We start from the raw sequence: 25,482 nt of genomic DNA, 5'->3' as shown, positions 1-25,482 counted from the left end.
GGAGGAACCATACCACCAGCCATAACTGATGCCATAGCAACTGAACCACCTGTTGCTACTGATGCAGCAAGTGTACCTGTACCAAAGACATACGCAGCTTTGTTAAATGGTCCACCCATATCGATAGCCATCATACCACCAAGAATAGCTCCAAGAAGAACTGCTGATGCACCTTGAAGACCTCCAAGGAAGTTATTCAAACCAGTGTTAATTGCTGCCATTGGAATATTGACAAACAACATTGCAAAACCAGTCAAGAATACACCAAGTAATGGGTAAAGCAAGATTGATTTAATTCCTTCAAGTGAACGTGGTAAACCAGAGCAAGCTTTTTTAACAAGGTTAACCAACCAACCAGCAAGGAAACCACCTACAAGAGCACCAAGGAAACCTGAAGGTGTTCCTTCTAGATTACCCCAAGCAAATCCTCCTGAAGCAATAGCACCAGCTACGAAACCAGCTACAAGACCTGGTTTTTCAGCAATTGAGTAAGCAATGTAACCAGCCAAGATTGGAAGCATGAAACCAAAAGCAGCATTACCAATTGTCTTGAAGTAAGCAGCTGCTTGGTGGTAAGTACCCAAGTTAGATAATTGATCTTTTGGCACACCCAAGATGTTATCAATCAAGAAAGCAAGAGCAATCATGATACCACCACCGATAACGAATGGCAACATTTGAGAAACACCACTCATCAAGTGTTTATAGAAAGCAGCACCAAGGCTAAGTTTTTCACCTGATTCTTTTGATTCAACCGCTGATTCTGCAGAAGCTTTGTAAGTTTCTGCTTTACCATCAAGGATGATGTTAATCAATTCTTCAGTTTTCTTGATACCGTCAGCAACTGGACGTGATACCAATTGCTTGCCATCAAAACGAGCCATTTCTACAGCTTTATCTGCAGCTACAATAACACCTTTGGCACGTGCAATTTCGTCTGCTGTCAATCGGTTACCAACACCAGATGCACCATTTGTTTCAACACGAACAGTGACACCCATTTCATCACCTTGTTTGATAAGAGCTTCTTCTGCCATGTAAGTGTGAGCAATACCAGTTGTACATGCTGTCACAGCAACAATAAGCGGTCTGTCATCAGAAACAGGAGCTGTTTTTGCGACTTCTTGAGCTTTATTATCTTCTTCAGCTGCGTTGAAAGTTGCAATGACTTCATCAGCTGTAGTCACTTGACGCAATTTATCAGCAAAACCATCTTTCAAAAGGTATTTTGACAATTCAGCAAGAGCAGCCAAGTGAGTATCGTTTGCTCCGTCTGGTGCTGCAATCATGAAGAAAAGGTAAGTTGGTTGACCATCCAAAGCTTCATAATCAACACCCGCTTGAGATTTTGCAAAAAGAACTGTAGCTTCTTTAACAGCAGCATTTTTGCTGTGAGGCATTGCAATACCATCACCTAGACCAGTTGATGTTTGAGCTTCACGATTCATGATACCTTGTTTGAAAGTATCAAAATCAGTTACAACTCCGTGTTCAACAAGGCTTGTAATCATTTCATCGATAACAGCTTCTTTTGAAGTTGCTTTCAAATCAAGAATCATGACATCTTTTCTGAGCAAGTCTTGAATTTTCATAGTTTTTCTACCTCTACTTTTTGATATGTTTCTTTAATAAATTCAGCTGTCGCTAAATCATCTGAGAACGTAGTTGCTGTTCCACATGCGACACCCCATTTAAGAGCTTCGATTGGATCGCCAGATTTGACATATTCACCAGTAAATCCAGCTACCATTGAGTCTCCAGCACCTACAGAGTTTTTAACAGTACCTTTGATAGGTTTTGCAAAGTAAGCCGCTTCTGGTGTAACTAATAATGCACCATCACCAGCCATTGAAATAATAACGTTTTTAGCACCTTTAGCGAGAATTTCACGGGCGTATTTTTCAATATCAGCAAGACCGTTTAATTCAACACCAAAAATATCAGCTAATTCATGATTATTTGGTTTCACCAAAAGTGGTTGATAGTTTAAGGCATCTAAAAGTGTTTGTCCTTCAAAATCACAAACAACTTCTGCACCGGCTTTTTTAGCAATCGGAATCAATGTGTTATAGACTTGGTTTCCAAGGCTACTTGGAGCTGAACCTGCAAAAACAACAGTATCTTCACTTGAAAGACCAGCAAGAATAGCTTCCAATTCTTCAAGTTTTTCTGTTGAGATGTGTGGACCTGCACCGTTGATTTCTGTTTCTTCACCCGCTTTAACTTTGACATTAATACGTGTGTCCTCAGAAACTTCAACAAATTTTGTTGCAATGCCTTCATCTACCAAGCCATCTTTCACAAAACGCCCTGTAAATCCACCGATAAATCCTGTGGCTGTATTTTCAATATCAAGACGTTTTAAAATACGGCTAACATTAATCCCTTTACCACCAGCGAATTTATCATCGCTAGTCATACGGTTAACACTTCCAAGTGCTAAACTATCCAAGCGAACAATAAAATCGATAGATGGATTAAGAGTTACTGTGTAAATCATACTTCAATTACCCTCGTATTTTCTTTTATTTTTTTCATCAGTGCTCTGCTAGATTGATTGGTAATAATTGTAGCATTCTCAACCTTATCGACCTTGGCAAAGGATACACGACCAATCTTCGATGAATCTGTAACGATGTATGTCTTTCTGGCATTTTCAATGACAGTCTTTTTGATAACAGCTTCTTCCATGTCAGGCGTTGTTAAGAATTCTTCATCAATCCCATTAATGCCCAAAAACGCTTTATCAAAGTTTAACTGTTTAATCTGCTCATAAGCCACAGCTCCAATACTGGCATCGGTTGATTTTTTTACATGACCACCAATAATAATGGTCTTAATATTTTTATCAACCAGTTTGGCTGCATGGTGAATTGAATTGGTTACAACAGTCAAATTGTCTTGATTCAAATAACCTAGCAACAATTCATTTGTTGTACCCGCATCTACAAAAATAACATCATCATTTGAAATCAAGGACGCTGCTTTTTCCGCAACTAGCATTTTTTCTTGAATGTTTTTGATAGATTTTTGTTGATTGGTAAATTCCTCTTGGAGAGAGTGCGGAAGTTCTGCTCCACCGTGTACTCGATGAAGTTTACGCTCACTTTCAAGTTCGTCTAAATCCCTGCGAACAGTGGATTCAGAGGTATCTAGTAAGCTAACTAAATCATCTAGCCGAACATATTTATCATGGGAAAGTTTCTCCATGATTAACTGCTTTCGTTTAGATTTTAGAATCCTCGCCACCTCCTTTTGAAATCGTTTACAGATAGAATTATACTATATTCCCAGTCAATGTCAAGCACTTTCTATCAAATTCTATCATTTTTCATTCTAACCGTCAATTTCCTGAAAATATTCTTGATAGTTACAAAAAAGCTCTGTAAGACAATTTCTTACAGAGCTTTTTTCTTATTCGTTAATCAAGGATGTTGAGTGAACCACACGATTATCACGATCAGGGAAAATGTAGTTGATAGCTTGATTAATGGCAGTTGGTGCTTCACCAAAACCAGTTGCAATCAAATCAACTTTACCTTCATAGTCAGCCGCATCACCAATAGCATAAACACCTGCTTGACTTGTTTCAAACAATGGTGAAACAGCAATACTTGAACGTTTGTAATCAACGTTCCAGTTTTTAAGATTTTTATTTGAAGTTGAGAAGCCAAAACTAACAATCAAAGCATCCAATGGCAATTCAATAGTTTCATCAGATTTCACTTTTTGAACAGTCAGACTCTTAACAAATTGTCCATCACCAGAAAGTTCAAGTGGCACATAAGGTGTTAAGATGTTAACATTTGACTCTTTCAAAACTTCAACGCTGTGTTCATGAGCACGGAAAGCATCACGACGGTGTACAATTGTAACACTTTTAGCTAAACCATCTAAATGATTAGCCCAGTCTACAGCAGAATCGCCACCACCACAGATAACCACATCCTTGCCAGCAAATTGGTCAAGCTTGTGAACATTATAGAAGAGATTATTATCAGCATAAGCTTCTTCACCTTCTAAACCAAGTGTACGTGGGGCGAAAGCTCCATTACCACATGCAATCACGATTGCACGTGAAAAATGTTGTCCTTTAGTTGTTTCAATAGTGAAAATATCACCATCTTTTTCAAAAGTTTTAACTTCTTCCTTAAGGCAAATAGACGTAGTATCTTTAAAACGATCTAATTGCTTGATAAGATTTTCAGTCAAATCAGCTGCCGTGATTCCCGGGAAACCAGCAACGTCATAAATCATTTTTTCCGGATAAAGAACCGCGGGTTGACCACCGAGTTCAGATAAACTTTCAATAATTTTCACTGAAACTCCACGTAAACCAGCATAAAATGCCGCAAACAACCCAACAGGTCCACCACCAATGATGGTAATATCATAGATTTCGCGATTTTCTGACATTTATTTTTCCAACTCCTTGTATATTTCTTCAATAATTGATGATTTATAGGCAATGTAGCTGTCAATATCTTTAGGAAATAGCTTTGCTGCTTTTTCTTTAACGTTACCATAAGCTAAAACAGCTTCAGGATGACTTCGCAAATAATCACGAAAAGCCAGATGACGCTTTAACTCAGGTGAATCTTCCGGACAAACATAGAGATGATGAACTTGAAGATGCTCTTTACCTGAATAAGCAAAAGCTTCCCTGCCTTCAATCCCTAGATTTCCTTCATGAATGTAGCCAATCGCTGCTAAAGCCTTGATAACCTCAGATAAATCCGTATCACAAGCAATCACCAAGTCAATATCAATAATTGGCTTAGCAGAAAGTTCTGGAACCGAGGTGCTACCTACGTGTTCTATTCTAAGAATTAAATTTCCAAGAGCTTCTTGCAACTCTTTTGCAATCTTCTCAAAATCATCTTTCCAACTCTCTTGATAGGAAAGAACAAGAACTTCCTTCGTTCGCATAAAACCTCCATAAAAATAAAGAGACATACAGCCTGCATGTCCTCTATTATATCACATATTCTATTCTTTCGCGTCTTTCTCTTTGAGAATCTTACAGAAAATAGCCTCTTCCTCTTTAGTGAAAGCATAATTTTCTAGTAAATCTGGTCGACGTTCCAAAGTCTTACGAAGACTTTGTTCAATACGCCATTTGCGAATATTTTCATGGTGGCCACTCATCAAGACATCTGGAACTTTCATTCCACGGAAATCATAAGGGCGTGTGTATTGAGGAAATTCTAGTAAACCTGATGAGAAAGAATCATCTTGGTGACTCGCTTCTTTTCCAAGAACCTTGGGAATCAAGCGAACAGTTGCATCGACAATCGTCATCGCTGCTAATTCTCCACCGGTCAATACAAAATCACCCAACGAAATTTCATCAGTCACCAAAGTCTTAATACGTTCATCATAACCTTCATAGTGACCACAGATAAAAATCAACTCTTCTTCTTGCGCCAATTCTTCAGCGTAGCTTTGATCAAAAGTACGTCCAGCTGGATCTAACAGAATAACGCGAGGTTTTTTGGCATCAATTTTATCAATTGTGTCAAAAATTGGCTGAGCACGAAGCAACATTCCTTGGCCACCACCATAAGGTTCATCATCAACATGACGAGCTTTTTCAGCATTATCACGGAAATTATGATAATTAATGTCAAGTAGACCTTTTTCTTTAGCTTTACCAACAATAGAATATTGCAGTGGTGCAAACATTTCTGGAAAGAGGGTTAAGATATCAATCTTCATCATCAAGTCCTTCCAACACATCTACATCAACACGGTTACCTGCAACATCAACGTTTAAAACAACTGGTGGAATGTATGGCAATAGCAAATCGCGTTTGCCGTTACGTTTAACCACCCATACGTCATTGGCACCAGGTTGTAAAATTTCTTTAACTTGCCCAATCAAGACATCATTTTCATAGACATCAAGTCCAATAATTTCATGATAATAAAACTCACCATCTTCGAGATCTGACAAGTTTTCCTCAGCAACTTTCAAGGTACAGCCTTTATATTTTTCAATATCATTAATATGATACATGCCTTTAAACTTGATAATATCGAAATTCTTTTGTTTACGATGGCTAGCAATTTCAACATCAAGCAAAAGACGGTCTTTATCATCAAAAACAGATAATTTTGAACCTTTTTTAAAACGTTCTTCAGTAAAATCAGTCACTGACAATACTCGCATTTCCCCTTGAAGGCCTTGAGTATTAACAATCTTTCCAACATTATAGTATTTCATTTTAACTCCACATAACTTAGTCTTTATCATTTTACCATAAAAATGGTAAAGAAAAAACCAGCTGCCTCTCTGCAACTGGTCAAGATAGTCCGTACGGGATTCGAACCCGTGTTACCGCCGTGAAAAGGCGGTGTCTTAACCCCTTGACCAACGGACCATATTAACAAAAACCTCTGCGGTTTACTGGGGTAGCTGGATTCGAACCAACGCATGAGGGAGTCAAAGTCCCTTGCCTTACCGCTTGGCTATACCCCATAAACAACATAGACTATTCTATCGCAATTTCAATTGCTTGTCAAGAGCTTTTTAAAAACTTTTTAAATTTTTTGAAGCTCACATAGTCATTGGCTGAAGTCAGAGCTTTTAAACATTCCCTAAATCAGCACAAAAAATATTCTATCATAAACACTATAGTTTGAAAAGCCCTTTTTTCGAATTTTTTTCAAAAAATTTTTCATTTTTGATAAAAAACTAAAATCCACTTATTTTAAAAAAAGAAAAAGAGTAGCTAGTTGCTACTCTTCTCCTTTTTCGTCAATAACGAGTCTTACTTTTTTACCTTGCGTTGGTACCGAATAGACAATCGATCTTATCGCTGTAATGGTACGACCTTTTTTACCGATAACACGACCGATGTCCTGTGCATCCAAATCAAGATGATATTCTAAAAACTCAGGTGTATCTTCAATTTTAATGGTAAGATTATCTGGTTGTGAAATCAAAGGTTTCACAATAGCGATAATAAGATTTTCAATGGTATCCATAGGCTTAGTCTACTCTATTATTTTGAGAATTTTGAATCGTGGAATTTTTTCATAACGCCTTCTTTTGAAAGGATGTTACGAACTGTATCTGAAGGTTGTGCACCTTTTGACAACCAGTCAAGAACACGATCTTCTTTCAATGTTACTTGGTTTTCTTCGATAAGTGGGTTGTAAGTACCAACTGTTTCGATGAAACGACCATCACGTGGAGCACGTGAATCAGCTACGTTGATACGGTAGAAAGGTTTTTTCTTAGAACCCATACGAGTTAAACGGATTTTTACTGCCATTAGTATAAAGTCTCTTTTCTATATTTTTTGTTTAGGTTAATAGCTCTGCTACTAACTCACTTAACTTATTATATCATAAAAAGATAAGGTGTCAAGAAAAAAACTTGACACCTTTTAAAATTTTTTTAATTACTATTTAAATCTCAATTACACCATAATGGAACTTCTGATTCGGTCGTACAAATTGCTTAAAGCCATATTTTTCAAAGACTTCATCTCTAAAGTGTGCTTTAATAATAATTTTCTTTCTTCCCACGCGCATAGCCTCTTTTAGAAATTCATTCGAAAAGCCTTTCTCATTAGCGTATTGACGTAGCCCATCTAAATTTTTAGATTCTGTGATTCTTTCCGAAAACATTGGATCACAATAAATCACATCAAAAGAATTATCTGGCATCTTTTTAAGATAGGCTAAGTTTTCAGAACACACTGTCTGAATTGAGCGCATAGCTTGATTTAAAGCATCATAGTCAGATTGATAACTTTTTAACCCTTCTGAAACAATGAAATGAATCAAAGGATTACTCTCTACTGCTGTTACATCGTGACCAGCGTATGCCATAACAATACTATCACTAGCTAAGCCCATTGTAGTATCAAGAATTTGTAAAGATTCTTTTCCCAGCAAATCAATTAAAGCATCATGCGAGCTCTTAATACGTAACATTGCAGTATCTGGATGAAATACAAGCTCACTTCCATCTTGATTAACCAAGCAAAGCTTAGTTTCATAAACCAGAAGCACTCCCTCTCTTCCCTTTAAAAGTTTTGTTACAGATTGTTTTTGTCGCCTAATGACTGGTAAAGAAAGCTTTTCACCAATAGCTTGGGCTTTTTTTAACAAGTCGTTATTTTCTCTTAAACTCGTTGTAATTGCAATTGTCATACTCATATTATAGCACCTAACACAGTTTCACAAAAACACTTACTGCTAAATACTACTATTTTCTGCTATTTCACAATTTATCATCAACAACTAACTACCACTTATTTATACTTATTTATTTAATTTTTGGTTAGTTTTTGGTTATTCATATTACCACAGTTTCAAACTTTTCAAAGCTATTTTGCTTCATTTTTTCTGTCACATGAGTATAAATTTGAATTGTTGTCTTTTCATCACTATGTCCAACACGTTCCATAATTTCTCGAATATGAAAACCTAATTCCGCCAACAAGCTAACATGAGAATGCCTAAAAACATGACTAGTTAGTTTAAAATTATCTGACTTACCAATTTCTTGATTATCAAAGTAGCGTTGAATATATAAATTAAATGTATCCAAAAGGAAAAAATCTCCTTGACCATCTGTAAAAACCAAATTTTTGTCGCTTTCTATAAAAGTTAATCGTTTTAACTCACACAATAACTCTACTACCCTACTATTAAAATACACTTTTCGATATGAATGAATTGTCTTAGGTGTTGTAATCTTATAATCTGATTTCTTATTTCCCTTCTGAACGGTGTGTTTTACTGTCAATAGTCTATCCTCAATATTAATATCAGACCACATTAACGACTGAGCTTCACCTATACGCAACCCTGTTAAATACAAGAATTCAAACGATATATTAAATATTGGATTTGTTCCATATTCATCAAGAACATCTAAATAAAGTCGAATCTGATGTCTTGATAAATAATGTTCTCTCTTTAACTCTACTTCTTCCTGTGTGACTTTATGCTTTGGTAAAACAACTCTATCCATTGAATTATCTTCAAGATAACCAACAGTTTTAGCATATCTAAAAAAGGAAAATAAGTAAACCCTAACTAAATTCCGATAGCCATATGACCAATCTTTAGCTAATAAATATGTTTGCAATGCAGATGATTTAACTTTTGTTGTTTTTTTATTGCCAAAAACTTTTATAAAAACGTTCATTATCTGCGTTTGAGTTCTTAGTGTACTAGGCTTTATATCACGAATGACTAACCATTGCGCAAACACTTCTTCTACAGTTTCAGCTTGTAATAAATGAACACTATTTTTCTCATTAATTTTATCTTCTAAAATCCGTTTTGCTTCTGCCTGCACAGTCCTTGTCTTTGACTTTAAAGTAACAGAAACTTGTAACCACCGCTCCTCTTTTATATTCCAATTTTTTTGATAATAGCGATATTTACCATTATCCAATTCTTTATAAAACATATGGCCTCCTATCTTAACAATAGCAAGCATATCTTTAATCAATGCTTACATTATATCATTTAACTCTTCGTTCTTCACACCAACGTAAATATAGGTAAAAACCTCTAACATTAATCATTGTCATCCGAGTTGATGGACGTAATATCACATGTTTAAACTGTTCATTATCAGCAATATTTAAAATATACTTGTTCAATGTTCCAACCTTAAAATAAGGAAAGTACTTTTAATTAACTCCTGCTTATTCACCATAGCATCAGGAAAGTTATTAATATTTTTTTCCATATTTTTTACCTCGTTTCTAAACAAAAAAACAAGTACTAATAGTTATACTTGTTTTAAACACTATAATTTGTCATATAGACAATAAAAACCATTACAACAGATCTAGCCAGTTAACTCAAAAAAATTAACATAAAAAAATGCGCTATTTTCATAGCGCAAAGCAATTAATGGAAGAATAAAAATTAAAAAGAGATTATTATGTCACTTCTAATAATTTTTACTCCACAACTAAAGATGGTTAGTGTGTATTTTGATACAAATCAAAACACAAAAAAAGATTTTTGCCACCTCCAAAGTTATTGTTTTGATATTTAATTAAAAGAATCATTCTTAAAAAATATTGGGGAAGAATAACTTTGGATTAATTAAAGTTTACCACAAATATCTTTCTTAAACACACCTTAAATCAATTTAAATATTGTCACATAGACAACATAATTCATTGCAACATAAATAATAAAAGTCATGATTTTTAATCATGGCTCAATTTTTAGTTATCTTTTACTTTTGATAACAACTCTTTCAGTTTATCTTTAAAACCAACACCTACACCAAAAATAAGAATCAGAATTCCTACAAAAGCTGAAATACTTTCTTTTTGACCTGTTTCAAGGAGAGTAACCATTTCACCATCACTTGTTGTTACCGAAAATGTACCATCTTCATTTTCAACAGCACCCAACTCAGTTAAAGCCACTTTTGAACCATCTGACAACATCGCAACACCAGATTGAATATCAAGCAATTGTTGACCGCTTGCAAGAGTCACAGGATTATCTGTAGTAACATCACGAATAACTTGTCCTGTTACTTGACTTGTTGTTCCGACCTGACTTGCACCAGCCTCTTTTGCTGTTTGAGCTGAGATATTTGGATTATCTGTTGCTTGTGTTTTATCTGGTGTTAGTGTTGATTGCCCACCATCTGTTGTTGGTACAGTTACTGTACCATCTTCATTTTGCTTAATTTCAGTTGTTTTATCACCTTCTTGAACAACATCTGTTTTATTATCTTCAGATGAACCTGATTGTGTTTCTGTATTTGTTGTTTCACCAACTTTATCCTCACCTACTGTTGGTACAGTTTGCTCATTTGAACTGTCACTTGGTGTAGTAGGAACATCAATAACAGTTGATGAACCATCATCAATCGTACCACTTACATCATCACCTGCTGTCACTTCTGTTTAACTTCCTGTTGATGAACCAGATCCAGACATTGATGGTGTCACCACAACTTCTATTGAATCATCTAATGTTCCACTAACATCATCTGTATCCGCAAACGCTACATTAGACATTGTCAATGCCAAACCACATACTGTTAACGCTGATAAAATTTTTGCTTTTTTCATTTTTATCTCTCCTAACATTTAATATTGAATACCTGTTGGAATACCATGCAGACTTGCTAATTCCAACTGTTGAGTTCCTGTTACATAATTTCCAGCAATCGAAAGATTATCTGACCCCTCTTTAATTAATTCAACTGTAAATTGATAAACATTTTCGTTATCACTTTCATAAACTTTAACCGTTGATAAATCTAATTGATAACCAGCTTCAAGCATTGTTACCATTGTTTGTCCCATTGACAGATTTGTTATCGATAATTTATATTGATAACTCATTTGCACGTCAGAATGTTGATTAACTGAATTTAAATAATCAAAAGCAACTACCAATGACTCTTTAACTTGTTGACTTTCTCCATCAGACAGTGGCTTATCTGCTCTTTCAAGAGTATTTGTCGCTTCTTCATTAGCTGACAGATAACTTTCTTCACTAACAGAAGACTGCTTATAATGCTTCAACTGACTAATAACCCTTTTTTCAGCCTGTTGTTTTTGACGTGAACAAGACTTAAAAACCGTAAAAGCAATTCCAGCTAAAAATATCAATAAAACAATAATGACTTTTTTCTTCATTTTTTAAACTCCTATATGAATAGCTTAGAGACTTTAGTTTGACTATTTTTATCCTACTGATGAAGCACTACTTACAATTTTATAGCCTGATTTTGACAAATCATAAAACATCCAACCATTAGCATATTGACTTTTAGGAACATAGTGATAATTCCACGTATACTGTCCAAAACCACCGTTTTCACCTGATAAATTAGCATAATTTTGTTCAACAACCAAAATATCTCCATTTTCAGACACATGACTAACTACGCCCGTATATCCAACATCATTTCCCGCAGAAGCTGGTGTTTGACTAAAAACTGCACCTGCTGTTGGTGACGTTGTTGGTTTATCTAAAAATTTATTAGCCCAATTTTTAGCAATATCTTGCCAATTTCCTAAAGTCATAGTAGCATGAGAACCATTCTTCTCCCACAAAGCATACATGAGACTTGTGGACAAATCTGTACATTGTCCACCTGAATAAGCAATAGCATTCCAGCCAGAACTACTTCGATATTTTAATCCTACACTTTCAGGATTAAGCGCATAAGGTTTTAAATCAGCTGGTAAATCATCTTTCTTCCAAGCATTATGAGCACTATAAGAAACACTACCACCATCTTTAGACCAAGAACCAGTTCCACCACCAGATGATGAGCAACCTTCAAAGCTAACCGTTGATACCTTAAAGTTTGAATCCGAATTGGTTTTATCAGGTTTGACACCAAAAGCTTGACTAAATTTTATTTCATCGTAATGAAACTCGACAGAAAAAGGCTTAATATTTATTAAGCCTTTTTTCTGTATATTGTGGTTGATGTAAACTAGTATATAGTTCCCAAAATTAAAATATAACAGAACCGAAGAATACTAAAAATAAAATGACTAGAATTTTATCTAGTCATTTTATTTATATTTGCCTACTGCTTTATAACCGTTTTTCTTTAAGGCTTCTTTACAAGCCTTTGAATCCTTTTTGTAATATGAAACCTCTGCTGAACTACCATACATAGAATCTTCAGTTAATGTTAAAACACCATCTTCACATGTATAAGGTACCACATAATTTCTACCATTTGCATTAACTACTAATTGTTGCTTATCCTTGTATATCTCAGCAATGGCATAATCAGTTCCATCAACGTCAATTGAGCCACTATTATCATTTGTTATTGTGACCCTTAATTCATTAAAATATTCATTAATCAAGTAATACTCACCACTCATATCATTTTTTGATGAACAGGCAACTAATAGAAATGCTGAAAAAAATAATAGCAATAAACCTAAAACTTTCTTTTTCATAATCTTCACCTCGTATCTTTAAATACACCATTACTATAACACAAATTCAACTGATAAAACCCTTTAAAAATCAAAAATATATTGACAATCAGTAAATAACAAAAATACACCTCAAAACTGAAGTGTATTAATTCTATAACTAAGGTAACTATAAATCTTATCAATTTTTCAGTAGGTACTAAATACTTTATTCTTCTGTATCAAGTAAAGTTTTAGCAACAAGTGCTGCTAAAACACCACCTACGATTGGTGCTAAAATAAAAATCCAAACTTGACTCAAAGCTTCACCACCAACCAAAAGTGCTGGTGCTAAACTACGTGCTGGATTAGCAGACATTCCTGTTACTGGAATACCAACAAAATGAATCAATGTCAATGTTAAACCAATAACTAATCCTGCTAAATTCGAATTTCCTTTTTTATCAGAAGTCACTGTCAAAATAACCAAAATAAAAATAAATGTTAAAATTACTTCAACTAGGAATCCTGTAAAAAGACTGTATCCATCAGCAACTACATTTTGTCCTAGTGCTGAATTATTACCAGTAATAGTCAACAATGCTAAGCTACCAAATAGCGCTCCGACAACTTGTCCTAAAATATAAATACCAAGATTTTTACCATCAATGCGCTTATTCAAATACATTGCAATAGAAACTGCAGGATTCAAATGAGCACCAGAAACTGTACCTATACTGTAAGCTGAAGCTACGATTGTTAAACCAAACGCCAAAGCGATAGCTGAAAATCCAACAACACTATCTGCTCCACCACCTAAGACAGCTGCTCCTGTCCCCAGAAAAACAAGTACAAACGTACCAATCAATTCTGCAAAGAATTTCTTCATAATCTTTACCTCTTATCTATAAAATTATAATTAACTATAACATAAATTCATTCAATAAAACCGCCTACTTTTCAACAATATCTTGACAATGCGTAAACCTCAGACTAAATCTAAACAACTTATAAACTTCAACCCTAAAAACATTGGTTAAATCCAATAAAAAATTTTTTTAATACTTAATTTAGACATACAATAAAATGCACTAGTAAAACTAATGCACTTTATTCTATACCTAATTGATTAAAAATATGTTGCTTGGTTAATTTTGTGTTAGTTTGCTTACTACAACAATAAAAAGTAGCTCAAAACTCTTTTAAATTAAACTTTTGTATTTTCACACCACAATACTCATATTATAGCAAAATCACAAGAAACTTCGGATAAAACGACCACCGTAAATCCAGAAATAGCTAAAAGCAACAATCGAAATTGGTTTACAAATCAAAATAATATAAAGAAATCGTTTGAAAGACATCTTCGATAAACCAGTAATCATAACTAAAATATCAGCTGGTGAAATCGGAGAGGCCATATTCAACGCAAAAACTGTTTCGTATGTTGACGAGGCCAGCTTTTGCTCATATTTTGAATAAGTATCTTCATCAATAAAGAGCATGATGAATGGTTTTCCGTAGCGACGTGTTAATAAGAATAGAATAATACTCCCAATGACTATTCCAACATAATTTAAAATGAATCCTAAAATGGGACCAAATGCCATGAACCCTACAACAGTGGTCACTCCCCCAGGAATAATCGGAATAACAACTTGAATAATTTGTAGAAGAAGAAAAGCGAAACTTCCAATGATTAAATGACCTTTTAGAGCTCTTGTCAGAGCGTCCGGATCATTTAAAATATCCAAATTTTTAAACAGATAGACTAGAAATAGAACCGTTAAAACAATTGAAAAAATTCCTAAAAATTTAATCAGTTTTTTTAAAGTACCATACATCGTATCACCCTTTATTGTTATTTATCACTTTAACTCCATTATACAAGTGTCACTCCCATTAAACAAGAATTCTTATAACTTTCTCACTACTCATAACGAAGCGCTTCAATTGGATCCAATTTACTTGCTTTATTAGCTGGTAAAAGACCAAAGACAATACCAATCAAGGCTGAGAAAATCAGACTTCCTAAAGCGATATTTAATGAAATTGATGGTTTCATGTTTGGAATGCTGCTACCCAATAATCCTGTTAAACCTACTGCCAGAGCAAGCCCAATCAAGCCACCCAAAATTGTTAGAACCATTGATTCAATCAAGAATTGTGTTAAAATCTTTTGACGTGTCGCTCCAAGAGCTTTTCGTAAACCAATTTCTCGAGTACGCTCTGTAACAGATACCAACATGATATTCATCACACCAATACCACCAACAAGAAGTGAAATACCCGCAATAGCTCCAATAACTGTTGTCATCATGCTGTAGGCAGATTTGATTTGAGAAACCACTTTTGACATGTCATAGATTGTAAAGCGACCAGTTTTCACAGCAGATAGACGTGTTATCATGCTGGCAGCCTCTTTCCCAACTTTAGTTGATTTTTTCACATTGCTTACATGAACAAATGCTGCTTGCACCTCATCTACATTAAATTCAGCTGCCAATTGAGTATTAGTCATCACGGCATTACCACCAGATTGCATGCCATACTGTTCAGAACCAGCATTTGGATCTTTATACACTCCGACTACCAAATATGTTTTTGAGCCAATAGAAACGTGCTGATTTAGAGCATTTTCATTGCTACCAAATAATTTAACAGCAAGTTTTGTATCTAACATGACAATTCGAGAAAAGCTTGAATAGTCATTCGTTTCAAAACTTCGCCCAGCAAGAACTTTGTACTTTTTAACACTGAAATAAGTTCTGTTAACCCCTGTTATATTAACATTTTTTGACTTTTTCTGATTTCCTTCAACTGTTGAAGTTGTTGAATTTGTTAAATAGTAATTCTTAACTCCAGGAAGATCACTTTTAATTTTTTGAAGCCATTCTTCCTTAATTGCAGGTCCTTTATCAGCCGTTGTTGGGTCTTCATCATCAAAAATATCAACATCATCAGATTTCTTAGTTGTATAGTAAATTTGAACGTCTTTACTATCTGATGCAAACATATTAGTGATTTGGTTAGTCATCCCTTGACCTAATGCCATAATAACGACAACTGATGCCACACCAATAATAATTCCTAAGGTTGTCAAGAAAGAACGCATTTTGTGCCCCATGATTGATCCAAGGGCGAATTTCCAGTTTTCCATCATATTCCTTCCTTAGTCAATTCTGACACTTGCTGTTGTATCACGTGTGATTTCACCGTCACGAATGACAATTTTTCGTGTAGCGAAATCAGCAATTTCAGGCTCGTGAGTAACCATAACGATTGTTTTACCTTCACGGTTAAGTTCAGTCAATAACTGCATGATTTGATCACTTGTTTTTGTGTCAAGGGCACCGGTTGGTTCATCCGCAAGAATAATAGACGGATCATTCACCAAAGCACGCGCTATTGCAACACGCTGTTTTTGTCCACCTGATAGCTCTGATGGCAAGTGCTTCATTCGTTCACTTAACTCAACTTTTTCTAAGAATTGCTTTGCTAATTGACGACGTTTTGAGGAGCTTACTCCGGCATAAACTAGAGGAAGTTCAACATTTTGCAAAGCTGTCATTTTTGAAAGGAGGAAAAATTGTTGGAAAACAAAGCCGATTTCTTCATTTCTGACTTTAGCTAATTCTTTTTCTTTTAAGTCTTCAACTTGTGTTCCATTTAAACTATAATCGCCCGAAGTTGGTCTATCAAGCAGGCCAATGATATTCATAAGAGTTGATTTACCTGAACCAGAAGGTCCCATAATTGCTACGAATTCTCCCTCATAAACAGTTAAATCAATTCCCTTTAAAATGTTCAATTCCTGATCACCATTACGGTAGGATTTTATAATATTATTTAATTGGATTAACGGTCTTTTTTCATCTCTCACTACTCACTCACCTCTTAATCTTTTTTTGCAGCGGCATCATCAGTAGTGACGTTATCTAACTTTTCACCATCCTTCAATGTTTTGGCAGGATTTGAAATAACAGTTTGTCCGACTTCCAACCCACTCAAAATTTCTTGTTGCGAAGCATCAGCATTACCAACAGCTACTTCAACTTTGCTAACTTTCTTAGATTTCTTGTCGTAAGTCCAGACAAATTTCTTATCACCTTCCGAAACAACTGCGTTGACTGGAACTAATTTATTTTTATTTTCGTTAACAACTTCCACAGAAACCGTAAATCCTTGCTGTAGATTTGAAGTGTCCCCTGTCAAATCAATCTTGTAATCATAAGAAGCGGCGTTATTTGATGAGCTACTTGAATCAGATGCAGCGGCATCAGCTGTTTGATTTGGATAGTTTGAAATGTATGAAATCGTACCAGTCCATTCTTTATCAGGATAAACTTTTGATTTAATTTTGACGTTTTGACCAGTTTTAATATTTGCCAAGTCATATTCTGTCAAAGTTCCTTTGATTTGAAGTTGACCTTCTGTAGCAACGTGAACAAGTGTTTGACTATTTTTAGATGATGGATCAATATCGTTGTTAACTTCAACAACAGTACCAGAAACATCACTTGTAATAATCGTTTCATTTAATGCTTGTTGTGCCTTATTAACTTCCCCTTGAGCATCAGCGTAAGAATCATTCAAATCTTGTAGCTGTTGGTTATAACTAGCATTTTGCTCTGGACTTGGTTGCGTCGTAACAGTTTTTTCTTCCCCAGTTTCTTCATCAGTAGTTGTTGAGGTAGCTGGCAAATTACCATATTTCTTCAGATAATCAATTTGACGGCCAACCTTATTAAGATTACGAACAGCTGAGTCATATGCTGTTTGAGCAGCCGTCGTATCGTATTGTACTAACTGCTGACCAGCTGTAATTTGATCACCTACAGCAACTGTTGGTTTTGCTGAAGTCCCCTTGCTGCTATCAAAGTATACATACTGTTCTTGAAATGCTGTTACTTTTCCTGTCAACAAAGTAGATGATGAAATAGTACCTTCTGTTACATTAACCGCATCATAAGATACATCAGCTTTTGAAGCAGATGATTTTGAATTTTGTAATAGCGTTAATCCACCACCAGCAATAACAAAAAACGCAGCAGCAGCGCCAATCATAATCTTAGTCTTTTTTGACATGCTTGATTTACTTCTTCTAGACATAATTATCCTCATTTTCTTTTTGTATAGTTGTATCACTCAGATAGAACAATTATACATTTTTGATTTTTTACTGTCAAGAACAAACCTAAGTTTATCTTTATCACCCATTATAGAAGGTTTTTCAGGTTTTAACCTTACAAGTTTGTAAGCAAAAAAGTCTGAAGCATTTTTGCTTCAGACCTTCTGCTGTATATTAAGAATTAAACTAGATGGCTTGTGTTGTAAATCCACGACTTTCAAGTACGCGAATCATCGCATCAACAGTATCAAGTGCCGTAAAGAGTGGAACGCCATGCTCAATAGCAGAGCTACGAATAATCGCTCCATCTTCATCAAGTGTACGTTTTGTACCGACAGTATTTACAATAGCTTGTACTTTTCCTGTACGAACAAGTGCTGGAATATCATTATCGTCATCAACACCAAGTTTATCGACAATAGTAGAATCCAAACCATGTTTTGCAAAGTAAGCTGCTGTACCATGAGTCGCAAAGATACTATAACCAATATTTGCAAAGCGTTTAGCTAAACCGAGTGCTTCTTCTTTAGTATCATCAGATACTGTGAAGACAACATTACCAAATGATGGCAAATGGAAGTATGAGGCTTCAAAGGCTTTGTAAAGAGCTTTTTCAAGCGTTAAATCAGATCCCATAACTTCACCAGTTGATTTCATTTCAGGTCCAAGTAAGCTATCAACCTTAGCAAGTTTTGTGAATGAGAAGACCGGAGCTTTTACATGCACATGATCTGATTCTGGGTATAGACCGTCTTGATAACCAAGGTCAGCAAGACTTTGACCAAGAATCAATTTTGTAGCAACTTGTGCCATTGGAATATTAGTTACTTTGGATAAGAATGGAACAGTACGACTTGCACGAGGGTTAACTTCGATAACATAAACTGTTTCATCTTTGATAACAAACTGAATATTCATCATACCATAGCAGTTCAAACCAATCGCCAAACGTTTTGTGTAATCTGCAATTGTTTCTTGTACTTTCTTAGAAAGTGTTTGTGGTGGGTAAACCGCCATTGAGTCACCTGAGTGAACACCTGCACGTTCAATGTGTTCCATGATACCTGGGATAAGCACATCTTTACCATCAGAAATAGCATCAACTTCACATTCTCGACCAACGATGTATGAGTCAACAAGAACTGGATGATCTGGGCTAGCTTTTACAGCAGTACGCATGTAAGAACGAAGATCTTCTTCATTTTCTACGATTTCCATCGCACGTCCACCTAATACGTATGATGGACGAACAAGAACTGGGAAGCCAATCTTACGCGCAGCTTCAACCGCTTCTTCTTCATTTGTTGCAGTTTGTCCTGGTGGTTGAGGAATATCCAATTCTTTCAAGGCTTGTTCAAAGAGGTCACGGTCTTCGGCACGATCAAGATCAGCAACCTGTGTACCAAGAATTTTGACACCAGCCTTAGAAAGTGGCTCTGCTAAATTAATAGCTGTTTGACCACCAAATTGTACGATAACACCTTTTGGCTGCTCAAGCTCGATAACATTCATAACATCTTCAAATGTTAATGGCTCGAAGTAAAGTTTATCAGAAATTGAGAAGTCAGTTGATACTGTTTCAGGATTTGAGTTCATGATAATAGCTTCATATCCTGCAGCTTGGATAGCTTTAACAGAGTGAACAGTCGCATAGTCAAACTCAACCCCTTGGCCAATACGGATTGGTCCTGAACCAAGTACAATAATTGATTCTTTATCTGACTTGATTGATTCATTTTCCCATTCATATGTTGAATAGAAATATGGTGTAGCTGATTCAAATTCAGCCGCACAAGTATCAACCATTTTATAAACTGGAATAATCTTGTTTTCTGTACGAATAGCTCGTACTTCAGCAGCAGTCATGTTCCATAGTTCAGCAATCTTAAGGTCAGCAAAACCATTACGTTTAGCTTCTTTAAGAACTTCAACATCTCCAATATGACTTGCTAACTCTTGCTCAAGTTCAAAAATGTGAAGTAATTTATCAAGGAAGAAGAGATCAATTTTTGTCAATTTAGACAACTCTTCAATCGTATATCCGCGACGGATAGCTTCAGACAGATAGAATAAGCGATCGTCTTGCGCACGTACAATCTTGTTCACCAATTCATCATCTGTAACTTTAGCCAAATCTGGCATTTCGTTATGATGAACACCAATTTCAAGTGATCGACAAGCCTTCAAGAGTGATTCTTCAATGTTACGACCGATTGCCATAACTTCACCTGTCGCTTTCATTTGAGTTCCCAAGCGACGTTCACCATTTTCAAATTTATCAAATGGGAAGCGAGGGATTTTAGCAACCACGTAGTCAAGAGCTGGTTCAAACATAGCATATGTTGTTCCAGTTACTGGGTTGACCATTTCATCAAGTGTCAAACCAACGGCAATTTTAGCAGCCAATTTAGCGATTGGGTAACCTGTTGCTTTTGAGGCAAGAGCTGATGAACGTGATACACGTGGGTTAACTTCGATAACGTAGTATTTGAAACTATTTGGATCAAGTGCTAGCTGAACGTTACAGCCACCTTCAATTTTAAGGGCACGAATGATACTTAGACTAGCGTCACGCAACATTTGGTTTTCAATATCTGAAAGAGTTTGTGTTGGCGCAAAAACGATTGAGTCACCAGTGTGAATACCAACTGGGTCAAAGTTTTCCATGTTACAAACAACAAGTGCGTTATCTGCAGCATCACGCATCACTTCATATTCAATTTCTTTAAAACCAGCAATTGAGCGTTCAATCAAACATTGTGTTACGGGTGATAATTTCAAACCATTTTCAGCGATTTCGCGAAGTTCTTCTTCATTATCACACATACCGCCACCAGTACCTCCAAGGGTGAAGGCGGGACGAACGATAACTGGATAACCAATTGATTCTGCAAATGCAACAGCTTCATCAACAGTATTGACAATTTCAGATTCTGGAATTGGTTGATTGAGTTCTTCCATCAACTGTTTGAAGAGATCACGATCTTCTGCGCGGTCAATAGCTGATAATTTTGTTCCTAACAACTCAACACCGAGTTCATCAAGGATACCAGATTTTGACAATTCCATTGCCATGTTAAGACCAGTTTGTCCTCCCAATGTTGGAAGAAGGGCATCTGGACGTTCTTTGCGAAGAATACGAGTAACAAACTCAGTTGTCAAAGGTTCAATGTAAACCTTATCTGCAATCTCTTTATCAGTCATGATTGTTGCAGGGTTTGAGTTAACAAGAACAACGCTATACCCTTCTTCTTTGAGGGCTAAACAAGCCTGTGTTCCGGCATAGTCAAATTCTGCTGCCTGACCGATAATAATCGGACCAGAACCAATCACCATAATTTTTTTAATATCTGTACGTTTTGGCATTATTTTCTCCTATTTGTCAACTCTCTGATTGACTTTAAATATGTTAATGACCTTGCTGTCAGTCATTTTGCAATTTACCGACAAGATTTTGATGTCGAATGACTTTTTTAACGATTAGCTTTTTCAGCTTGGAAAGCATCAATCAATTCGATGAAGTCATCGAAAAGATAGCTTGCATCATGTGGTCCAGGCGCAGCGTCTGGGTGAAATTGAACTGAGAAAGCTGGGAAATCACGGTGACGAACACCTTCAACAGATTTATCATTAATTTCTTCATGAGTTACCATAAGGCAATCAGGAAGTGTGTCGCGATCAACTGCATAACCGTGGTTTTGACTTGTAAAATCAATACGTCCAGTTGCAATTTCTCGAACAGCATGGTTAAATCCACGGTGACCAAATTTCATCTTGTATGTCTTAGCTCCATTAGCTAAGCTGAACAATTGATGTCCCATACAAATACCAAAGATTGGAATTTTACCTTGAACACCACGAATCATATCAAGCACACCAGGAACATCTTCTGGGTTACCAGGACCATTTGATAGCATCACTCCATCAGGATTAAGATGAAGAATTTCTTCAGCTGAAATATTGTAAGGGACAACTGTCACATTACATTTACGTTTTGAAAATTCTCGTAGAATGGAATGTTTAAGTCCAAAGTCCACCAAAACAATATTTTTACCAACACCTGGTGCTGGGTAAGCTGTTTTTGTTGAAACTTGTTCAATATTATTTGTTGGCAACACTGTAGCTCGCAATTGATCTTGTAAATGCTCAATTGTATCTCCAGCATTTGCTAGAGTTGCTTTCATTGTACCGTGTTGACGAATAATTTTTGTAAGGGCACGGGTATCAATTCCTGAAATACCTGGGATGTTTTTTGCTTTCAAAAACTCATCTAAGGTCATTTGGTTACGCCAGTTATTTGCTCGACGAGCATTTTCAGAAACTACGACACCTTTACAAGTTGGTGTAATTGATTCGTAGTCATCTCGATTAATACCATAATTACCAACTAGTGGGTAAGTAAACGTCAAGATTTGACCATTGTAAGATTGGTCAGTGATTGATTCTTGGTAACCAGTCATACCTGTGTTGAACACAATCTCACCAGTCACATCGAGGTCAGCTCCAAATGCCTTCCCTTCAAAAATTGTTCCATCTTCTAAAATTAAAAGTCTTTTTGCCATTTTTATTCCTCTCGTTTGCTCTCACGGGAGCACTTTAACGTTTATTAGCAGACACTTCAAAATAATAAATTATCAAGCCTTACCATTAAGTACGGCTTCTAGAATTGCCATTCGTACAAAAACACCGTTTTGCATTTGTGTAGCAATTCTTGATTTTGGCGCTTCTACCAAGCGATCAGCAATTTCAACATCTCGATTAACAGGTGCTGGGTGCATGATGATGGCAGAAGACTTCATTTTATCATATCGATCATATGTTAGACCGTATGCTCTGTGATAAGTTTCTTTTGAAAAACCACGTTCACTATCATGGCGTTCATGTTGAACACGCAACATCATCATGACATCAACTTTGTCAACAATTTCATCGATTGCAACGTATTTTCCATAAACATCAAATTCACTTGAATACCATTGCTCTGGACCTGCAAAATACAACTCTGCCCCTAAACGTTTTAGGATTTGCATGTTTGATTTTGCAACACGTGAATGCGTAATATCACCAACGATAGCCACTTTTAGATTTTCAAAACTACCAAACTCTTCATAAATTGTCATCAAATCAAGTAAACACTGACTTGGGTGCTGACCAGAACCATCACCACCATTGACGATTGCTGTTTGAATTGTTCGACTATCAATCAATTCCTTGTAGTAATCTTCCATTGAATGTCGAATCACACAAATATCAATGCCAAGTGAACTCATTGTGAGAATCGTATCATACAAAGTTTCACCTTTGTTAACTGAACTTGTTTTAGCATCAAATTCGATAACATCCAAACCAAGTTTTCTTTCAGCCACTTCGAATGATTTATGTGTACGCGTTGATGGTTCAAAGAAAAGATTTGCCGCAAAATATTGTCTGTCCAAACTAAAGTCGACTTCATCATTCTTAAACGCAATACCACGTTTAATTAAGCCAAGCACTTCTTCATTTGATAATGTTTCCATTGTTACCAAATGCTTTAGTGAAACAACACCATCTGTAATTGCCATTTTTTAGTCCTTTTCTGGAAGAATTTGATACAAGATAATACCTAGAAGTGTTGAGAAAGCAACACCTGTAATTTGTAAACCAGCAACTTGCAATGTCAAACCACCGATACCAGATACTAGGATAACACTTGCAATCAAAAGATTTTTCTTATTATCAAAATCAATTTTGTTTTCAACTAAAATTTTAAGACCACTTGATGCAATAACACCAAAGAGGGCAATTGAAATACCACCAATTACTGGTGTTGGAATAGATGAAAGAAGAGCTGATATTTTTCCAATAAAGCTCATCACTACAGCAATAACAGCTGCTCCAGCAATAACATATACTGAGTAGATTTTATTAAGTGCCATAACACCAATGTTTTCACCATATGATGTTACCGGTGGAGCACCGAAGAAACCAGCGATAATTTGTGCCAAACCATCACCTGTAAGCGTACGGTCAAGACCTGGATCTTTAAAGAAGTCACGTCCTGTCAAACTGTTAAGAACCATTACGTGACCAAAGTGTTCAGTCATTGTTACAAAAGCGATTGGAGCCATTGTCAAAATTGCACTTGGATAAAGTTTGAAGTGATAATCCACAAAAAGAATATCAAAACTTGGAACTTGGAACCAAGCTGATTTTGCCACACCTGACAAATCAACAATGCTTTGACCTGTCACAGCACCAACTACAAAGGCAAAAATGTAACCAACAATCAAACCAAGTAAAATTGGAATAACACCGATAATCTTTTTACCGTACATGTTAAAGAGAATAACCGCAAGAAGAGTTACCATCCCAACTAAAAGGTAAGTAAAATTGTAGTCGCCGTTTTTAAGCATCACATCATTAACAGCCGTTGTTGCAAGGCTAAGTCCGATAACGATGATGATTGGACCAACCACAATTGGTGGAAGTACTTTATCAATCCATGCATTTCCGGCAAATTTTACAATCAAGGCAACGATTAAGTAAACCAAACCACCCGCGATAGCCCCCTGTGCTACCGCAGCAATTCCATCTGTTTTCATTAACATTTGCATTGTCGCAATGTAAGCAAAACTTGAACCCATGTAAGCTGGAATTTTATATTTGGTTACTGTCAAATGCGCTAAAGTACCTAAACCACTTGAAAATAGGGCAATTGCAGGATCAATTCCAACCAAGATTGGAACCAAAACTGTTGAACCGAACATTGCAAACAAATGTTGGAATGATAGTCCAAACAGCATTCCTGGTTTTGGCATATCATGCACATCATATCTTACGTTTTCCACTTTTTATCATCCTCCTCAATTCTAATACTGCTTAGCTTGGATCTACAATGCTAACGCGATCTTTACCATCTACTTCGATCACTTCAACAATGATTTCCTCGATAGCACTTGTTGGGATGTTTTTACCAACATAATCAGCACGAATTGGGAGTTCACGGTGTCCACGGTCAACAAGAACAGCAAGGCTAACACGAGCTGGACGACCAAGACTTACTAAGTTATCAATAGCCGCACGAATTGTACGTCCTGTATAAAGAACATCATCAACCAAAATGACATCTTTACCAGTAATATCTACTGGCATATCTGTTGTATCTTCTTCAACTTTCATATCATCACGGAAAGGTTTTGTATCAAGTTCCCCAAGAGGAATATCAATGCCTTCCAATTGTTTCAAGCGATCTTGAATACGGCGAGCAATGAAGACACCGCGTGTCTTAATTCCTGCTAGGACAATATTGTCAAGATTTTTATTTCGTTCAATAATCTCATAAGTGATACGTGTAATCGCACGTTTCATTGTTACGTCATCAACAATTTCTTTTGTTTTCATAAACAAACCTCTCTTAATATACAAAAAATCTCCTCGTTACCAAGGAGATTCCACAAAATATAGGTACAACTATGC

At 36.0% G+C, this 25,482-nt stretch carries 26 protein-coding genes and 2 tRNA genes; all 28 read right to left on the bottom strand.

All coding sequences use genetic code 11. The features are described 5' to 3' along the window. Positions 1-1,592 (bottom strand): PTS fructose transporter subunit IIABC (locus B4D49_RS04295; RefSeq protein WP_286783354.1); only part of this gene is annotated, 1,592 nt, incomplete at its 3' end. Beyond that, positions 1,589-2,500 (bottom strand): 1-phosphofructokinase, encoded by a 912-nt coding sequence (gene pfkB / locus B4D49_RS04290; RefSeq protein ID WP_039695104.1) that lies wholly within the window; start codon positions 2,498-2,500, stop codon positions 1,589-1,591. The genes pfkB and B4D49_RS04295, both read right to left, overlap by 4 nt. Continuing rightward, positions 2,497-3,249 carry a DeoR/GlpR family DNA-binding transcription regulator gene (locus B4D49_RS04285; protein WP_277997071.1) on the bottom strand — a complete coding sequence of 251 codons (753 nt, stop codon included), beginning with the start codon at positions 3,247-3,249 and terminating at the stop codon, positions 2,497-2,499. Before B4D49_RS04285 ends, pfkB begins: the two co-directional genes overlap by 4 nt. 165 nt (positions 3,250-3,414) lie before the next feature. Then, on the bottom strand, positions 3,415-4,416 hold the full coding sequence (locus tag B4D49_RS04280; RefSeq protein WP_286783353.1) for an NAD(P)/FAD-dependent oxidoreductase: 1,002 nt from the start codon (positions 4,414-4,416) through the stop codon (positions 3,415-3,417). Beyond that, positions 4,417-4,929: a GrpB family protein gene (locus B4D49_RS04275; RefSeq protein WP_132869417.1), complete on the bottom strand. Its 513-nt coding sequence runs from the start codon at positions 4,927-4,929 to the stop codon at positions 4,417-4,419. Between the two features lie 60 nt (positions 4,930-4,989). Beyond that, positions 4,990-5,718: a tRNA (guanosine(37)-N1)-methyltransferase TrmD gene (gene trmD / locus B4D49_RS04270; RefSeq protein WP_132869419.1), complete on the bottom strand. Its 729-nt coding sequence runs from the start codon at positions 5,716-5,718 to the stop codon at positions 4,990-4,992. Next, positions 5,708-6,226: a ribosome maturation factor RimM gene (gene rimM / locus B4D49_RS04265; protein WP_132869418.1), complete on the bottom strand. Its 519-nt coding sequence runs from the start codon at positions 6,224-6,226 to the stop codon at positions 5,708-5,710. The genes trmD and rimM overlap by 11 nt, the downstream gene beginning before the upstream one ends. An 85-nt stretch (positions 6,227-6,311) precedes the next feature. Continuing rightward, positions 6,312-6,383 (bottom strand) — tRNA-Glu (locus B4D49_RS04260). A gap of 26 nt (positions 6,384-6,409) precedes the next feature. Then, a tRNA-Gln gene (locus tag B4D49_RS04255) sits at positions 6,410-6,481 on the bottom strand. 260 nt (positions 6,482-6,741) lie between these two features. Further along, on the bottom strand, positions 6,742-6,990 hold the full coding sequence (locus B4D49_RS04250) for a KH domain-containing protein (RefSeq protein ID WP_003065320.1): 249 nt from the start codon (positions 6,988-6,990) through the stop codon (positions 6,742-6,744). Between the two features lie 17 nt (positions 6,991-7,007). Then, positions 7,008-7,280: a 30S ribosomal protein S16 gene (gene rpsP / locus B4D49_RS04245; RefSeq protein WP_199542315.1), complete on the bottom strand. Its 273-nt coding sequence runs from the start codon at positions 7,278-7,280 to the stop codon at positions 7,008-7,010. Positions 7,281-7,416: 136 nt separating this feature from the next. Beyond that, a complete protein-coding gene (locus B4D49_RS04240; protein WP_286783352.1) occupies positions 7,417-8,166 on the bottom strand; it encodes a class I SAM-dependent methyltransferase in 750 nt (249 codons plus the stop codon). Positions 8,167-8,311: 145 nt separating this feature from the next. Continuing rightward, positions 8,312-9,436, bottom strand: a complete 1,125-nt coding sequence (locus B4D49_RS04235; RefSeq protein ID WP_286783351.1) for a tyrosine-type recombinase/integrase — start codon at positions 9,434-9,436, stop codon at positions 8,312-8,314. 775 nt (positions 9,437-10,211) lie between these two features. Further along, positions 10,212-10,901, bottom strand: coding sequence for a cell surface protein (locus B4D49_RS04230; RefSeq protein ID WP_249927665.1), 690 nt, complete (start codon positions 10,899-10,901; stop codon positions 10,212-10,214). 6 nt (positions 10,902-10,907) lie between these two features. Then, entirely contained in the window at positions 10,908-11,075 is a 168-nt protein-coding gene (locus B4D49_RS04225; protein ID WP_246454250.1) for a hypothetical protein, read from the bottom strand. Between the two features lie 18 nt (positions 11,076-11,093). Then, positions 11,094-11,648, bottom strand: a complete 555-nt coding sequence (locus B4D49_RS04220) for a hypothetical protein (protein WP_286783350.1) — start codon at positions 11,646-11,648, stop codon at positions 11,094-11,096. A gap of 48 nt (positions 11,649-11,696) precedes the next feature. Beyond that, a complete protein-coding gene (locus B4D49_RS04215) occupies positions 11,697-12,122 on the bottom strand; it encodes a CHAP domain-containing protein (RefSeq protein WP_349678997.1) in 426 nt (141 codons plus the stop codon). Between the two features lie 417 nt (positions 12,123-12,539). Beyond that, complete coding sequence (locus B4D49_RS04210; RefSeq protein WP_286783349.1) at positions 12,540-12,938, bottom strand: hypothetical protein; 399 nt, start codon at positions 12,936-12,938, stop codon at positions 12,540-12,542. A 187-nt stretch (positions 12,939-13,125) separates the two neighbouring features. Next, entirely contained in the window at positions 13,126-13,785 is a 660-nt protein-coding gene (locus tag B4D49_RS04205) for an MIP/aquaporin family protein (RefSeq protein ID WP_199542324.1), read from the bottom strand. 364 nt (positions 13,786-14,149) lie between these two features. Next, positions 14,150-14,740: a TVP38/TMEM64 family protein gene (locus B4D49_RS04200; protein WP_286783348.1), complete on the bottom strand. Its 591-nt coding sequence runs from the start codon at positions 14,738-14,740 to the stop codon at positions 14,150-14,152. Between the two features lie 86 nt (positions 14,741-14,826). Then, entirely contained in the window at positions 14,827-16,056 is a 1,230-nt protein-coding gene (locus B4D49_RS04195; protein ID WP_286783357.1) for an ABC transporter permease, read from the bottom strand. A gap of 12 nt (positions 16,057-16,068) precedes the next feature. Further along, positions 16,069-16,779: an ABC transporter ATP-binding protein gene (locus tag B4D49_RS04190; RefSeq protein WP_286783346.1), complete on the bottom strand. Its 711-nt coding sequence runs from the start codon at positions 16,777-16,779 to the stop codon at positions 16,069-16,071. Between the two features lie 14 nt (positions 16,780-16,793). Further along, positions 16,794-18,008, bottom strand: coding sequence for an efflux RND transporter periplasmic adaptor subunit (locus tag B4D49_RS04185; RefSeq protein ID WP_286783344.1), 1,215 nt, complete (start codon positions 18,006-18,008; stop codon positions 16,794-16,796). Positions 18,009-18,213: 205 nt separating this feature from the next. Further along, the gene (carB, locus tag B4D49_RS04180) at positions 18,214-21,393 is read right to left on the bottom strand and encodes a carbamoyl-phosphate synthase large subunit (protein WP_286783342.1); all 3,180 of its coding nucleotides are present in this window, start codon (positions 21,391-21,393) and stop codon (positions 18,214-18,216) included. Positions 21,394-21,500: 107 nt separating this feature from the next. Beyond that, complete coding sequence (locus B4D49_RS04175; RefSeq protein ID WP_286783340.1) at positions 21,501-22,589, bottom strand: carbamoyl phosphate synthase small subunit; 1,089 nt, start codon at positions 22,587-22,589, stop codon at positions 21,501-21,503. Positions 22,590-22,661: 72 nt separating this feature from the next. Beyond that, positions 22,662-23,588, bottom strand: a complete 927-nt coding sequence (locus tag B4D49_RS04170) for an aspartate carbamoyltransferase catalytic subunit (protein ID WP_199542335.1) — start codon at positions 23,586-23,588, stop codon at positions 22,662-22,664. A 3-nt stretch (positions 23,589-23,591) separates the two neighbouring features. After that, on the bottom strand, positions 23,592-24,824 hold the full coding sequence (locus tag B4D49_RS04165) for a solute carrier family 23 protein (RefSeq protein WP_199543585.1): 1,233 nt from the start codon (positions 24,822-24,824) through the stop codon (positions 23,592-23,594). A 61-nt stretch (positions 24,825-24,885) separates the two neighbouring features. Next, entirely contained in the window at positions 24,886-25,407 is a 522-nt protein-coding gene (pyrR, locus tag B4D49_RS04160) for a bifunctional pyr operon transcriptional regulator/uracil phosphoribosyltransferase PyrR (protein WP_039696718.1), read from the bottom strand. Between the last annotated feature and the right edge of the window lie 75 nt (positions 25,408-25,482).

This window comes from Streptococcus sp. UBA4344 (assembly GCF_002393675.1).
Lineage (GTDB): Bacteria > Bacillota > Bacilli > Lactobacillales > Streptococcaceae > Streptococcus > Streptococcus vicugnae.
This window is presented reverse-complemented; position numbering and strand designations above follow the sequence as displayed.